This window comes from Promicromonospora sp. AC04 (assembly GCF_003058225.1).
Lineage (GTDB): Bacteria > Actinomycetota > Actinomycetes > Actinomycetales > Cellulomonadaceae > Promicromonospora.
On the sequence record NZ_QBUG01000006.1, the window covers coordinates 270348 to 284166 of the forward strand.

13 protein-coding genes are annotated in these 13819 nt (G+C 73.0%); 9 read left to right on the plus strand and 4 right to left on the minus strand.

All coding sequences use genetic code 11. The features are described 5' to 3' along the window. Window positions 1–11 precede the first annotated feature (11 nt). Window positions 12–1355, plus strand: a complete 1344-nt coding sequence (locus C8K30_RS17580; RefSeq protein ID WP_108494187.1) for a hypothetical protein — start codon at window positions 12–14, stop codon at window positions 1353–1355. Window positions 1356–1357: 2 nt separating this feature from the next. On the opposite strand, the gene galE is transcribed toward C8K30_RS17580, so the two are convergent. Beyond that, the gene (galE, locus tag C8K30_RS17585) at window positions 1358–2380 is read right to left on the minus strand and encodes a UDP-glucose 4-epimerase GalE (protein ID WP_108494188.1); all 1023 of its coding nucleotides are present in this window, start codon (window positions 2378–2380) and stop codon (window positions 1358–1360) included. A 109-nt stretch (window positions 2381–2489) separates the two neighbouring features. Between galE and C8K30_RS17590 the strand changes: the two genes are divergently transcribed. Continuing rightward, a complete protein-coding gene (locus tag C8K30_RS17590) occupies window positions 2490–3185 on the plus strand; it encodes a LysE family translocator (RefSeq protein WP_108494348.1) in 696 nt (231 codons plus the stop codon). A 34-nt stretch (window positions 3186–3219) separates the two neighbouring features. Here the strand turns inward: C8K30_RS17590 and C8K30_RS17595 are convergent, their stop codons facing one another. Continuing rightward, complete coding sequence (locus C8K30_RS17595; RefSeq protein WP_108494349.1) at window positions 3220–4122, minus strand: winged helix-turn-helix transcriptional regulator; 903 nt, start codon at window positions 4120–4122, stop codon at window positions 3220–3222. A 170-nt stretch (window positions 4123–4292) separates the two neighbouring features. Here C8K30_RS17595 and C8K30_RS17600 point away from each other — a divergent pair, with 170 nt between their 5' ends. The 4 genes from C8K30_RS17600 to C8K30_RS17615 all read left to right on the plus strand — a co-directional run bounded on the left by C8K30_RS17600 (window position 4293) and on the right by C8K30_RS17615 (window position 9054). Then, window positions 4293–5546: an MFS transporter gene (locus C8K30_RS17600; protein WP_108494189.1), complete on the plus strand. Its 1254-nt coding sequence runs from the start codon at window positions 4293–4295 to the stop codon at window positions 5544–5546. A gap of 116 nt (window positions 5547–5662) precedes the next feature. Then, window positions 5663–7243 (plus strand): tyrosine-type recombinase/integrase, encoded by a 1581-nt coding sequence (locus C8K30_RS17605; protein ID WP_108494190.1) that lies wholly within the window; start codon window positions 5663–5665, stop codon window positions 7241–7243. 159 nt (window positions 7244–7402) lie between these two features. Continuing rightward, entirely contained in the window at window positions 7403–7819 is a 417-nt protein-coding gene (locus C8K30_RS17610; RefSeq protein ID WP_108494191.1) for a YciI family protein, read from the plus strand. A gap of 59 nt (window positions 7820–7878) precedes the next feature. After that, window positions 7879–9054, plus strand: a complete 1176-nt coding sequence (locus C8K30_RS17615) for an RNA polymerase sigma factor (RefSeq protein ID WP_108494192.1) — start codon at window positions 7879–7881, stop codon at window positions 9052–9054. Between the two features lie 10 nt (window positions 9055–9064). On the opposite strand, the gene C8K30_RS17620 is transcribed toward C8K30_RS17615, so the two are convergent. Next, the gene (locus tag C8K30_RS17620) at window positions 9065–9823 is read right to left on the minus strand and encodes a TioE family transcriptional regulator (RefSeq protein ID WP_108494193.1); all 759 of its coding nucleotides are present in this window, start codon (window positions 9821–9823) and stop codon (window positions 9065–9067) included. A gap of 58 nt (window positions 9824–9881) precedes the next feature. On the opposite strand from C8K30_RS17620, the gene C8K30_RS17625 reads away from it, so the two are divergent. Then, window positions 9882–11087, plus strand: a complete 1206-nt coding sequence (locus C8K30_RS17625; RefSeq protein WP_108494194.1) for an erythromycin esterase family protein — start codon at window positions 9882–9884, stop codon at window positions 11085–11087. Here C8K30_RS17625 and C8K30_RS17630 read toward each other — a convergent pair. Next, window positions 11065–12057 carry an AraC family transcriptional regulator gene (locus tag C8K30_RS17630; RefSeq protein ID WP_108494195.1) on the minus strand — a complete coding sequence of 331 codons (993 nt, stop codon included), beginning with the start codon at window positions 12055–12057 and terminating at the stop codon, window positions 11065–11067. The two genes, C8K30_RS17625 and C8K30_RS17630, sit on opposite strands and share 23 nt — an antisense overlap. Before the next feature lie 81 nt (window positions 12058–12138). On the opposite strand from C8K30_RS17630, the gene C8K30_RS17635 reads away from it, so the two are divergent. Both C8K30_RS17635 and C8K30_RS17640 read left to right on the plus strand, forming a co-directional pair. Then, window positions 12139–12576, plus strand: coding sequence for a pyridoxamine 5'-phosphate oxidase family protein (locus tag C8K30_RS17635; RefSeq protein WP_233257243.1), 438 nt, complete (start codon window positions 12139–12141; stop codon window positions 12574–12576). 276 nt (window positions 12577–12852) lie between these two features. After that, entirely contained in the window at window positions 12853–13791 is a 939-nt protein-coding gene (locus C8K30_RS17640) for a DNA-binding protein (protein WP_108494197.1), read from the plus strand. Window positions 13792–13819 lie beyond the last annotated feature (28 nt).

A 13819-nucleotide genomic window follows, 5' to 3' on the forward strand; every position in this document is an offset into this window, starting at 1 on the left:
AAAGGACGCGCATGGCGAGGGACGAACGCGTGGGCAAGCCCGCGTACGCAGCAGTGTCGACCCGGGTCACCGGAATCCAGCTGGCTGGTGCGCGCCTACGGGAGATAGCCGTCGTACGCATCGACGAGCGAGGGGGCGTCGTCGACGAGTGGTCGGCGGTCCTGCATCCCGACGGCGCATGGATCGCGCTGGCGGACGTCGCCTCCACCCTCCGTGAGCGGCTGTCGCAGATGGCGATCGTCACGCACAACGGCCGACTCGGCATCGAAGTGCTGCGGGCGGAGCTGTCCCACCTGGGCTGGGAGCTGCCCACGCTCGCCCAGCTGACGATCAGCGACGCGAGCTACCACTACCTGCCCGGCCTGGTGCACCGCCGCCTGTCGGACTGCTGCACCGCCGCCGGTGTGCCGTTCGAGGGCGGCCAGCTGAGCTCCAGCCCCCTGGGCGAGGCACGTGCCGTGGCCGGCCTGCTGGCCCGGTTCGTGGAAAGCGCGAACGGGGTCCCCGACCTGCCGGAGCTCCTGCAGGTCACACTCCGCGCGTGGGTCTACCCGTGGCCCGCGGGGCCGAGCCGGACACCCGACGCCCCGCGCCCGTGGCCCGGCCGCCGCGGCCCCGGGATCCTGACGACACTCGCCGGGCAGCCGCTGGCCGACGCGGTGTCCGCCGTCGCGGACGTGCGCACCCACGGCTACCTGACCCTCATCGCGGAGACGCTCCACGACGGCCGGCTGACGCCCGAGACGGCCGCCGGGCTGGCCGAGGTCGAGCCGCTCTACCGGCTCACCCCCGAGGCCGCGGCCACCATCCGCGGTCAGTTCCTCGACGCGCTCGTGCACCAGGCGATCGAGGCCGACCGCTACCACCTGGAAGCACGCCAGGAGCTGTGGCGCGTGGCGGACACCCTCGGCTGCCCGCGGGACGCCGTGATCGAGCCGATCGTCGAGGCGACGCCGGTCGAGTTCCCCAAGCTGGTCGACGACTCGGGGAGCAAGAAGCCGACCGACGGCCGCCGCAAGGCGACCCCGGCGCAGATGCGCGCCTGGGCCATCGCCAACGGGTTCGACGTCGAGGGCTACATCCGGCTGCCCTGGTCGATCGTGCGGGCCTTCGAGGAGGCGCACGCCGAGCCGGTGGACCGGACGATGCGCCTGACTGTGCGCGAGGAACCGGCGCCCGAGGCCGCTCCCCGGCACGACTCCAGGGGCGCCACCGGGCCGGAGCTACGGCCCATCCTGATGCCGGACCCGCGGCCAGCCACCCGGCCCGCGCGTGGCCCGGATGCCGAGGACGACGTGCCCCAGCTCGACTTCGACCGGCTGGAGACGCCGCCCATCGGCAACCCGGTGATCTGAGGTCAGCCCTCCGGGAAGCCCTTCGGGTTCTGGGACTGCCAACGCCAGGTGTCGGCGCACATGTCGTCGATCGTCTTGGTCGCGCGCCAGCCGAGCTCGGTGTTGGCGCGCGTCGGGTCGGCCCAGAACGCGGGCAGGTCCCCGGCCCGCCGCGGGCCGATCTCGTACGGCAGCTCGCGGCCGACCGCCCGCTCGAAGGCCTTGAGCAGCTCCAGCACCGAGGTCCCGGTACCGGTGCCGAGGTTGAACGCACGCGCCGGCTCGGACATGGCGTCCAGGTGCTCGAGCGCCGCGACGTGCCCGGCGGCGAGGTCGGTCACGTGCAGGTAGTCGCGCTCGGCGGTGCCGTCGGCGGTCGGGTAGTCGTTCCCGAACACGGTGAGCTTGTCGCGGCGCCCTACGGCGACCTGCGCGATGAACGGCATCAGGTTGTTCGGGATGCCCTGCGGGTCCTCGCCGATGTCGCCGCTCTCGTGCGCCCCGACCGGGTTGAAGTAGCGCAGCAGCGCGACCTTCCAGCCCTCGGAGATCTGCGCGATGTCCGACAGGACCCGCTCGATCATCACCTTGGTCTGCCCGTACGGCGACGACGAGGACAGGTACTCGTAGTCCTCCGTGTACGGCACGGGAGCCTTCTCCCCGTACACCGTGGCCGACGACGAGAACACCAGCTTGGTCACCCCGTACTTCATCATCGAGGTGGCCAGGGCGAACGTGGAATCCAGGTTGTTGCGGTAGTACTCCAGCGGCTTGACCACCGACTCCCCCACCGCCTTGAACCCGGCGAAGTGGATCACGGCGTCGATCCGCTCGTGCGCGAACAGCCGCTCGGTCTTGTCGGCGTCGGTCAGGTTGAACGCGTGGAACGGGATCGCACGGCCCGCGAGCGCCTCCAGGCGACCGTGCACCGAGGGCTTCGAGTTGGAGAAGTCGTCGACGACTATGACGTCGTGACCGGCAGCTACCAGGGCAAGGACGGTGTGTGAGCCGATGTAGCCGGCCCCACCGGAGACGAGAACGCGCATGACTCCAAACTACCGGCTCGGTCGCGTGTGCCGGCATCGGTGAGACAGGCACGGGCGGAACAGGCAATGGCCAGACGTGCAGGACGGGCACACTGGTACGTTCGCGCGCGTGACGGTCCTTGAGGCGATGCTCCTGTTCGCGCTGGTCGCGATCCCCCTGACGGTCATGCCGGGCCTGGACAGCGCGCTGGTGCTGCGGACCGCCGTCGTCAGCGGCCGCAGGCACGCCTACGCCACGGCGCTCGGCATCAACGCGGGCGTCCTGGCCTGGGGAGTCGCGGCCGCCGTCGGCGCGACGGCGGTGCTTGCCGCCTCCGAGACGGCTTACCGGGCGCTCACCCTGGCGGGCGCGGCCTACCTCGCGTGGCTCGGCGGCCGGATGCTGTGGTCCAGCTTCCGCGCCGGGCGGTACGACGCTCTGCCCGACGGCGCCGGGGGCGCGCTCCCGGATGCTCTCCCGGGCGCCGCACCGGTCGTCGAGCGCTCGGCCTGGCGCTCCTTCGCGCTCGGCGCTACGACTAACCTGCTGAACCCCAAGGTCGGCGTCTTCTACCTGGCCACGATCCCCCAGTTCCTGCCCGACGGCGTGCCGCACCTCCTGATGGGCCTGCTGCTGGCGGTCGAGCACGACGTGCTCGGGCTGGCCTGGCTCGCGCTGCTGATCAACGCCGCGGGCCTGGCGAAGCGGTGGCTGTCCGGGCGCGCGATCGCGCGGGTGACCGACCGGGTGACCGGCGTCGTGCTGCTGGCGCTCGGCGGGCGCATCGGCTGGAACGCGCTGACGGGGCAGGCCCGGGCGATCTGACGGTTCCGCACGGACCGGGCCGAGCGGCACGGACCTAGCCGCGCGCGGGCTGCCCGGTCTCCGCGCGGCCGGCCTCGGCGCGCACGGCGTCGAGCATGTCGTCCACGGAACCCGCCGGGTCGGTCACCGGTGCCTGGACCCGGCGGACGGTGCCGTCGGGCGCGATCAGGAGCGTGGTCCGCTTGAGCCGGTCCGTCCCGGCGGCCCGGAACACCGGCAGGCGCAGGGCCGACGCCGCCAGGCCGTCCTGGTCCGAGGCCAGCGCATAGGGCAGCTCGGCGTGCGCGGCGAAGGCCGCGAGCTGGTCGGGGCGCTGGGTGGACACGCCGAGCACCCGGGCGCCGGCGTCGGCGAGCGCCGCGGTGCGCCCGGCGTACGTGACGCACTCGAGCGTGCAGCCGCGGGTGCCGGGGATGTCGCTCCAGCCGGTGGGGTACCCGTCCGTGCCGGGGGCGTAGGCGCCCGGGAAGAGGAACAGCACGGTCCAGCGGTCGGGGTCCACGAGGCCGACGGCGGTGCCGTCGTGGGCCGTGAGCGTCACGTCCGGCACCCGCGTCCCCACGAGCGCGTGCACGCGCCGCGCCTCGGCGTCGCCGACGGCGCCCGAGACGGCGCCGTCGCCCATCACGTAGCGCGTCCCCCACTCCTGCAGCGCGACGAGCACGGGCACGAGCCCCTCGCCGCGGCGGGTGAGCCGGTAGTCGAACCGGGGCGGGTGCGTCGAGTACGGGACCCGCTCCAGGACGCCGTCGTCCACGAGCCGGCCGAGCCGCTCGGTCAGGGCTCGTCTGCTGAACCCGAGCTCGTGGGCGAGCGCGTCGAAGCGTGAGACGCCGGCCGCGGCCTCGCGCACGATCAGCAGGCTCTGCCAGTCACCCACGACGCCGAGCGACTGCGCGATCCCGCAGTCGGCGTCGGCCAGGTCCTCCTTGCGCATGCGCGCCATCCTCTCGCACGTCCTCATCCGGGTGCCGTCACCCGGCCCCGCCATCCGGGCCGCGTTGCGCCCGCCGCCGTCCTTCTGCCACTGTACCGCCAGTGAGTTCCACAATGGAACTCACTCCTGGTTCATCGGTTCAACCCATCGGCTCACCGTGGAGGCACACCATGACGACGACGGCCCCGACCGCCGCACGCTCCTTCTGGACCTTCTGGGCGGCCACGACGACCAGCAACATGGGTTCGGCGGTCACGAAGATCGCCCTGCCCCTGACCGCCGTGCTCGTGCTCGACGCCGGACCGTTCGAGACGGGGCTGCTCGCCGCGGCGTCCTACCTGGCCTGGATCGTCATCGGGCTGCCCGCCGGCGCGATCGTGCAGCGCTGGCCGCTGCGCGCCACCCAGATCGTCACCGACCTCGTCCGGGCCGCCGCCATCGTGTCGGTGCCGCTGGCCTGGTGGGCCGGTCACCTGACCCTGGCCCAGCTGTTCGTCGTGGCGCTCACGCTCAACTTCGCGGAGGTGCTCTTCTTCAGCGCCAGCACCACGTTCATCAGCTCCGTGGTGCCGCGCGACCAGCTCACGAGCCGCAACTCGCTCATGTCCGGGACGCACGCGGTGACCGAGCTCGGCGGACCCTCGCTGGGCGGGCTGGTCGTCCAGCTCGTCGGCGCCGCACCCGCGCTGCTGTTCGACGCGGTGTCCTACGTCGCCTCCGCCGTGCTGCTGCGCGCCCTGCCCGAACGGCGCCAGCCGGGCGACGACGACCCCACCCCGCTGCGCCGCCGGATCGCCGAGGGCTGGCGGTTCGTGACCACCCACCCCGTCCTGGCGCCGTGCACCTGGTGGGCGTGCGTGGTCAACACGGTCTGCGGCGCCCAGCACGCCCTGTTCGCGATCTACCTGGTCCGTGAGCTCGACGCGCCGGCCGCCGTCGTCGGGCTGCTGCTGGCGACCGAGGGCGTCGGGGCGCTGCTCGCCGCGGCGGCCACACCCTGGCTCGTACGGCGGTTCGGCTCGGCGCGCGTCGTGCTGTTCGACGGGCTCGTCGGATTCGCGGGGGCACTGCTGATCCCCGCGGGCATCGGCCACTGGGGCTGGATCTGCTTCGCCGCCGGCAACCTCCTCTTCGCGGCCAGCGTGGTCCCCGGCAGCGTCGTCACGCGCACCTACCGGCAGGTCGCGAGCCCGCCCGAGCTCCTGTCCCGCGTCATGGGCACCGTGCGCTTCGTGTCCTGGGGCTGCATCCCCCTGGGCGGCCTGATCGCCGGCGCGGTCGCCGAGACCGCCGGGACCCGCGCGGTGCTGTTCGGGTCGGCCTTCGTCATGCTCCTCGGGCCTGCGATCCTCGCGGCGAGCCCCGTACGGCGCCTGCGGAACCTGGAGGACCACGAGAGCGTCCCGCAGCCCGTCGCACCGTGACCCGCCGCACCGTGAGGTCGTGCGCGACCAGTCGTGCGCGACCCGTGCCGGGGCGCCGTCGTCGACACGCCCCGCACGACCACGACCAGGCCGAACGCCCCGACTACGCTGCCCCCGTGGCGTACACCGAGCAGCGCACCGACTCCGACGGCCGCACCGGCTACATCGGCCGGTACCGGGTCGACGGCCGCCTGCGCAGCACCCGCCGCTTCACCGCCAAGCGCGAGGCGCTCGCGGAGGCCCGGCGTCAGGAGGAGGCCGGCAAGCACGCCGAGTGGGTCGACCCGGCCTCCAGCAGGGTCACCGTCGCCGAGTGGTTCGCGATCTGGCAGGAGTCGCGTGTCGATCGCGCTCCCCGGACCATCGAGGGTGAGCGTGAGCGCTTTCGTTCCCTCGTTGCTCCCGCCTTCGGCGACCGGCCGCTGCGGCAGGTCACCCACGAGGACGTCGCCCGCTGGGCCGCCACCATGACCTCCCCCACCACCGGCGAGACCGCCTCGCCCGCCCGGCGGCGCGACGCGGCACGCCTCCTGGTCGCCCTGCTCGACGCCGCCGTCGACGCACGCCGCCTGCGCAGCAACCCGGCGCGGACGCCGTCGGGCAAGGTGCCCGCGCTGCCGCGCGCGCCGAAGACCAAGCCGCACCGCTACCTCTCCCACGAACAGCTGCGCCGCGTGGCGGACGCGGCCACGTCCTCGCAGACGCGCACGCTGATCCTGCTCACCGCCTTGACCGGTCTGCGCTGGGGCGAGGTCAGCGCGCTCACGGTGGCCGACGTCGACCCGCTGCGCCGCCGTGTGCACGTCACCAAGGCGTACACGCGCCTCGACGACGGGACCCTCCTGCTCGGCGACACCAAGACCCACGCCCGCCGCGAGGTCCCCCTGCCGTCGACCCTCACCGGGGCGGTCGCGGCGCAGGCCGCCGGCCGGGCGCCCGCCGACCTGCTGTTCACCGGGGCGCGCGGCGGTCCGCTGCGCCGGGAGAGCTTCGACCGGTCCGCGTTCCGGCCCGCCGTCCTGGCGGCCGGGCGCGCGGTCCGCACGCTGCGCGAGGCCCTGGGCCTGCGGGCCTCCGGCCTGTACGACGACGGGGTGGTCGCCGCGGTCCGTCGTCTCCAGTCCGACGGCGGGCTCGAGCCCACGGGCGTCTGCGGGCCGGAGACCTGGACCCTGGTGGCCGACGTCGACCGGGCACGCCGGGGCGGGCGGGCGACTGGGACTGGGACTGGGACTACCGAGACTGGCACTACCGGGACTCCCGCTGCCGGGACTCGCCCCGCCGGGACTGCCGGGGCCGAAGCCATGACTCGTGGCGAGAAGGTGAGCCGCACGCGGCTGCTGGCCACCCTGTCGGGGACCACCATCGGGCCGGGCGCCCAGGACTTCGACACGCTCACCCTGCACGACCTGCGCCACACCGCCGCGTCGCTCGCCATCTCCGGCGGGGCGACGGTCAAGGCGGTGCAGCGCATGCTCGGGCACGAGTCGCCGGTGCTCACCCTGTCCACCTACGCGGGTCTGTTCGAGGACGATCTCGACGCGCTGGGCGACACGATGAGCGCGGCGTTCCACGCGTCCGCCGTCGTGCCGGGACCTGTCCCGGACCGCACTGCGGATGCCGCACAAAACGGCCCCGCGAGCGGCACTGCGAACGTCACCGCGATCGGGGCAGCGCGGGCCCGCACCGTGGGCTGAACGGCCCCCGGTGCGCCGCGCAGACTTCCACGAAGTTTTTCTGCGAATCGGCGATCCTGATGTCGAGACGAGCGAAGCGGCTCCGTCCTAGGGTCGAGGGCGCGAACGGCGTCCATGACTCAGGGCCTCGTGCGGGGCTCTCGAACCAGGGAGAAAATCATGGCGAAGTACCTGCTGCTCAAGCACTACCGGCACAGCGGCCCCAAGCCCGTCCCCGGCACCGAGGCGATGATGGACCAGTGGACGCCCGAGGAGATCACTGAGCACATCGACTACATGCGCCGGTTCGCCGACAAGCTGACCGAGAGCGGTGAGTACGTCAGTGGTGACGCGCTCTCGCCGGAGGGCACGTTCGTCCGGTACGACGGCGAGGGCCGGCCCCCGGTGACCGACGGACCGTTCGCGGAGACCAAGGACCTCATCGCGGGCTGGATGATCATCGACGTCGAGTCCCAGGAGCGGGCCTACGAGGCGGCGGCCGAGCTGTCCGCGGCGCCAGGCCAGGGTGGGCGCCCGATCTACGAGTGGCTCGAGGTGCGGCCGTTCCTGGCCGACCCGCCGGCCACCGCCGAGTGACCACGACCCGCTGAGTCACGATCGAGCGACCAGACCGAGCGAGCGAGCGAGGGCCACGCATGCACACGGACCAGGTGAATGACCTGATGCGGACCCTCGCGCCCCAGGTCCTGGGTGTCCTCGTCCGTCGCGGAGCAGACTTCGCGACGGCCGAGGACGCCGTGCAGGAGGCCTTGATCGAGGCCGTGCGCCACTGGCCCGACAGCCCGCCCGACGATCCGAAGGCGTGGCTCCTGCGCGTCGCCGGCCGCAAGCTGATCGACGCCCAGCGTTCCGAGGCGGCCCGACGGCGGCGGGAGGAACGTGTCCACGACGAACCAGCACAGGGCCCCACCGAGCAGTCGGACGACACGCTGCTCCTGCTGAGCCGCTGCTGCCATCCGGCACTGAGCCCGGCGTCGGCCATCGCCCTGACGCTGCGCGCCGTCGGCGGGCTCACCACTGCCCAGATCGCCCGGGCCTTCCTGGTTCCCGAGGCGACGATGGCCCAGCGGATCTCCCGCGCCAAGCGCACGATCACCGGCGAACGGTTCGACACGCCCGGCGACGTCCGGGCCGTGCTCCACGTGCTGTACCTGATCTTCAACGAGGGGTTCACCGGCGAGATCTCGCTCGCCGACGAGGCGATCCGCCTGACCCGCCAGCTCGTCGCCGCGACTTCCACGGACGCCCTTGACACCGCGGACCCCGAGCTTCCCGGCTTGCTGGCACTGATGCTGCTGCACCACGCCCGCCGGGCCGCCCGGTACACGGCGTCGGGCGAGCTGGTGCCGCTGGACCAGCAGGACCGGTCGCTGTGGGACACGTCGATGATCACCGAGGGTGTGACAGTCCTGCAGCGCGCCCTCACCCGGGACCGGCTCGGGGAGTACCAGGCCCAGGCCGCCATCGCCGCCCTGCACGACGACGCCCCCACTGCCGACGAGACCGACTGGCCCCAGATCCTGGAGTGGTACGACGAGCTGACGCGGCTCACCGACAGCCCCGTCGTCGCGCTCAACCGGGCGGTCGCCGTCGGCCAGGTCGACGGGCCCCGCGCGGGACTGGCCGCCCTGGGCGACGTCGACCCCGGACTCGCGCGGTGGGACGCCGTCGCGGCCCACCTGCACGAACGCGCCGACGACGTCGACGAGGCGATCCACCGCTACACGGCCGCCGCGGACCGAGCCACCAGCGCGGCGGAACGTACCCACCTCATCAAGCAGGCGGCTCGGCTGCGGCTGGCGTCGGCGTGAAGCCGATGTCTCACGCGCGCCGGCGGAGGTACGCCTCCAGCGCGGCGGCGCCGGTCAGCAGCGCGCTCCCCCGGGCGGCCAGCCGGCCGTGCCAGTCGTCCAGTGCGGCCTCCAGCGGCCCCAGGCCGCCGGCCGACCGCACCTGGGCGATCAGCGGTGCGATCTGCTCCAGCAGGTAGCCGCCCCGTCTGAGCTGGTGGGCCAGCTTGGCGTCCCGCACGTCGGCCTCGTCGTAGACCCGGTACCCGGTCTGCGGGTCCCGGCGGGGACGCACGAGCCCCGCGTGCTCCCACTTGCGCAGCGTCGCGGGCCGGATCCCGAGCTTCCGTGCCAGCGGCCCGATGAACGTGTCGCCTGGTCCGGACACCGCGGCCGGCTCGGAAGCCGTGCCGGGCCCGGATGCGGGCTCGGGAGCGGTGGGCTCCAGGTCACGGAGGGCGCTCTCCACGGCCTGGAGCGTCCGGCGGTCGTCGAGGAGCTGGGCGTGGCTCTCGTCGATCAGGCGGAAGACGTCGGCGTCGGCGCCGTCGTTCACCGCGCGCATGATCAACGTCGCCGTCTGGTGGCCGTGACCGGGCACGAGGGCGAGGAATGCGCGCAGCGCGCTGGCATGCAGCGGGGTATAGGTGCGGTAGCCGTAGGGCGTGCGAGCGGATTCCGGGAGGATCCCGGCCTCCTCGTAGTTCCTGATCGCCTGCGTGGACAGACCGTGCTCGCGCGCCAGGTCGACGGGCCTGAGCCGAACATCGTTTTGAAGGTTCTGCCCCATCGGCCCGCCCGTGTCAGCGAAAAGTCTCAATCGAGGCTTCAACGATACCGTTGAAGGAATGGCGACAGATATCAAGGACACCATTCATCCCGTCGACTCCGCCGCGGTCATGAGCCTGCTTCCGACCCGGCCGCGGCTGCTCGCCCTGGGCGAGCCCACCCACGGCTCGGACACTCTGCTCACCCTGCGCAACGGGCTCTTCCGGCAGCTCGTCGAGCAGGAGGGGTACCGAACGATCGCGCTGGAGAGCGACTGCCTGATGGGCCTGCTCGTGGACGAGTACGTGACCACGGGCGAGGGCACGCTCGACGAGGTCATGGAGCTCGGCTTCAGCCACGAGTGGGGCGCCTTCCCGGCCAACCGCGAGCTGGTGCGCTGGATGCGCGCGTACAACGAGGGCCGGCCCGCGGCCGACCAGCTCCACTTCGCCGGTTTCGACGGCCCGCTGGAGATCAGCGCGGCCGCGAGCCCGCGACAGGTGCTCACCGCGCTCCACGGCTATCTCTCGGCACACGTGGACGCGGCCCTGCACCCCTGCACCGCGGATGCGCTCGACCGCCTGCTCGGTGCCGACGACCAGTGGACGAATCCCGCCGCGATGATGGATCCGTCCCAGTCAGTGGGGCAGTCGGCCGAGGCCAGGGAGCTGCGGCTGCTCGCGGACGACCTGGTGACCCTGCTCGACGCGCAGACGCCGCACCTGATCGCGGCGACCTCACGGGACGACTGCGAGCGGGCACGCCTGCACGGACGCACCGCCACCGGCCTGCTGCGGTACCACTTCTGGATGGCCGAGCCCTCGCCGGGCCGCATGACGTGGCTGCTCAGCGTGCGGGACTCGATGATGGCCGCCAACCTGCTCGCGCTGGCCGAGCGGGGCCCGGCCCTGGTGAACGCCCAGAACGGCCATCTGCAGCGGGGCAAGAGCACCATGAGCATGTGGGACCACCCGCTGCTGGAGTGGTGGGGCGCCGGGGTGCTCGTGAGTGCTCAACTGGGTGAGAAGTACGCGTTCCTGGCCACGGCTGTCGGCACCATCCAGCACCAGGGCGTGGACGCCCCGCCGTCGGACACCATCGAGGGGCTCCTGTACGCGCTCCCCGAGGACCGCTGCGTCGTCGACGCTCCTGGCCTGGCCGCGGCCCTGGGTGACCCGCCGCCCGCGGCCCGGGTGTCGTCCTGGTTCGGCTACTCCCCGCTGGACCCGGCGCACCTGGCGGGGACCGACGGGATCGTGTTCGTCAAGGACGTCCCGCAGCCGTAGGGACCGGGCCGACCTCGCGCTTGGCCCAGGCGCTCGGGCTCACGCCCCGGGTCCGCTTGAACGCCACGCTGAAGGCGAATGCGTCGGAGTAGCCGACGGCCCGCCCGATCTCGGCGACGGTCGCCGTACCGCGCTCGGAAAGCAGGTCGGCCGCCAGCGTCATGCGCCAGCGGGTCAGGTAGGTCAGCGGCGGTTCGCCGACGTGGTCGGCGAACCGCTTCGCCAGCGTGGAGCGCGAGACCCCGGTCCGGTCGGCCAGCGCCGCGACGGTCCAGGGCGCCGCCGGCTCGGCGTGCAGCAGGCGCAGCGCGTCGCCGACCACCGGGTCCCGCTGGGCGGCCCACCAGGGCGGGGGCTCGCCGCCGGGCCGGTCGAACCACTCGCGCAGCGTGCAGACCAGCATCCAGTCCAGCAGCCGGTCGAGCACCACCTGCTGGCCGGGGGTGTCGACGGCGACCTCGGCGGCGAGGTGCTCCAGCACGGCGTCGCCCGTACCGCCGACACCCACGCGGAGCACGACAGGCAGAGCGTCCAGCAGACGCTGGCTGATCTCACCGCGTACCGGGTAGGCGCCGACGATCAGGGTGGTGGCGCCGGAACCTCTCCCGGCGCCATCGCCGACGTTCTCACCATGGCTATCGCCGGGGTCGTGCCAGCCGAGCCGGTGCCGGGTCCCGCCCTGCTCGGGCGAGGCGCAGTCCTCACCGCACTCGATCGGCTCGGCCGAGGTGCCGACCTCGTCGACGAAGGTGAACGTCGACGGGCCGCGCACCACTATCGTCTCGCCGGCGCGCAGCTGCTCGGGCGGCCCGTGCTCCGGCACGATCCACCCGTCGCCGCCCAGGACGGTGCACAGGGTCAGCGGCGCGCCGTCCACGAAGTGCAGTGCCCAGGGCGGGGACAGGGTCGAGCTGCCGAACAACGAGCCGTGGGCTCGCACCCCACGGATCAGGTCACTGAACGCGTCCACGGCACCGAGGTTAGACGATGGCACATGCGATCTGGCTCTTCAACCATGGATTCGTCCGAGCGGCTGCCGTTGAATCGCCGCATGAGCACCCCCATGAGCACCGCCGGTCCGCTGACCGCCGAGGATCTCCAGCTCCTCTCCCGACCGCTGCACGGTTTCCTGTCGGTGGCGGGCGCGACCCAGCCGCCGCAGCCGCGGCCGGTGTGGTTCGAGGTCACCGCCGAGGGGACCCTCCAGCTCTTCACGGAGCCGGACTCGCTGAAGGTGCGGCGCCTGAACAGCGACCCGCGTGCGTCGATCGTGGTCGCGACCCCAGTGGGCGAGCGGGAGCACTGGGTCTCTGTCGCCGGCCGCACCACGATGGAGGCCGACGGCGCCGCCGACCTGTGCTCGCGTCTCGCTGCCCGCTACTGGGACCTCGAGGACCAGGCCCGGGCCGACGACCTCGCCACGATGCTGCGTGGCGACTTTCTCCGCGTGGTCATCCACCCGGAGAAGGTGCTCCGTTACGCGTCCTGACCTCGGTCGTCGTCCCGGAGCGCCGGCGGCGACCCTGCGGCGCCGGCGAATCGCGCACGCATTCGCTGCTCACTATGTGCTCTCGGGAGCGACTCTGGCGCGCCCGGGAGGGCCATCAATCGTTCGTATCTAGCCACTCTGATAACCAGTGCGCACCCGCTTCAGGAAAGCGGGTGCGCACTGTGTGGGATCAAAAGTAGTAGTAGTATTGCGGTACTACTCGTACTACTACGAGTCGCCAAAAGTGTGCTGCGGACAAGCTGAGCGGGGAACAACGTGCGAGACAAGGAACGGGTCTTCCAGGCCGCGGAGGCGCTGACGGCCGAGGGTGCGGCGGTCACGGTGACCAACGTGCGCGAGCGCGCCGGCTGCTCCAATGCCGCGGCCACGAAGTACCTGCGGGAGTGGCGCGACACGAAGGCCTCGGAGAACGAGGCGCGACAGGCGCTCCCCGAGCTGCCCGCCGCGGTGAGCGCCCTGGCGGAGCGCGGCATTGAGGCGTTGTGGGGCGCGGCGGTCGAGGTGGCTCGGGCTGAGCACGAGGCGGCGGCCGCGGCGTCGGAGGAGGCGCTGACCGCCGTCGTCGGCGAGGCGGACGCCCTGGCCGCCCGCGTGGACGAGGCCGATGCCGAGCTCGCGCAGTTCCGCGCGCTGCTGGAGACCGCGCGTGAGCACGCCCGTTCCGCGGAGGAGGAGCGTGGCGCGGCGGAGAAGGGCCGGGCCGACGCCGCGACGGCCGCCGCACGATCGGAGGGCGAGCTCGCTGCCGCGCAGCGGTCGCTCGACGCCGTGCGTGACGAGCTGGCTCAGGAGCGGTCCGCCGTGGCGGCCGCCGAGCGTGCCCGGTCCGACGCCGAGGCGGCCCGCGCGCAGGCGGACGGCGCCGCCGTCGGGCTGCGGGAGTCCCTGGCAGACGTGCGGGGCGCGCTCGAGGCCGCACGGGGCGACGTCGCCCAGGCGCACCGTGACCGTGCTGGCGCGGAGGCGGCGCGCTCTGCCGCGGAGGCTTCGGTCGCGCGGCTGGAGGGCGAGCTCTCCGCGGCACGCGACGCACTGGAGTCGGCGCGCAAGCAGGCGGCGGAGGCCGAGCAGGCACGCATCGCGGCGATCGCGGGCCAGGCGCAGGCAGAGGGCACGGCCGCCGGCCTGCGGGAGGCGCTGGAGGCTGCCGCCGTGAAGACATCCGTGAAGACACCGGAGACGTCGAGCAGCTGATGGGCGCTGACCAGCCCGGCTGACCGGC

Excerpts from the sequence above, each read along its gene's own strand:
- C8K30_RS17580 (WP_108494187.1), top strand. The coding sequence starts at position 12 with ATGGCGAGGGACGAACGCGTGGGCAAGCCCGCGTACGCAGCAGTGTCG.
- C8K30_RS17610 (WP_108494191.1), top strand. The coding sequence starts at position 7,403 with ATGGCGAAGTACCTGCTGCTCAAGCACTACCGGCACAGCGGCCCCAAG.
- C8K30_RS17615 (WP_108494192.1), top strand. The coding sequence starts at position 7,879 with ATGCACACGGACCAGGTGAATGACCTGATGCGGACCCTCGCGCCCCAG.
- galE (WP_108494188.1), bottom strand. The coding sequence starts at position 2,380 with ATGCGCGTTCTCGTCTCCGGTGGGGCCGGCTACATCGGCTCACACACC.
- C8K30_RS17635 (WP_233257243.1), top strand. The coding sequence starts at position 12,139 with ATGAGCACCCCCATGAGCACCGCCGGTCCGCTGACCGCCGAGGATCTC.
- C8K30_RS17600 (WP_108494189.1), top strand. The coding sequence starts at position 4,293 with ATGACGACGACGGCCCCGACCGCCGCACGCTCCTTCTGGACCTTCTGG.
- C8K30_RS17620 (WP_108494193.1), bottom strand. The coding sequence starts at position 9,823 with ATGGGGCAGAACCTTCAAAACGATGTTCGGCTCAGGCCCGTCGACCTG.
- C8K30_RS17595 (WP_108494349.1), bottom strand. The coding sequence starts at position 4,122 with ATGCGCAAGGAGGACCTGGCCGACGCCGACTGCGGGATCGCGCAGTCG.
- C8K30_RS17625 (WP_108494194.1), top strand. The coding sequence starts at position 9,882 with ATGGCGACAGATATCAAGGACACCATTCATCCCGTCGACTCCGCCGCG.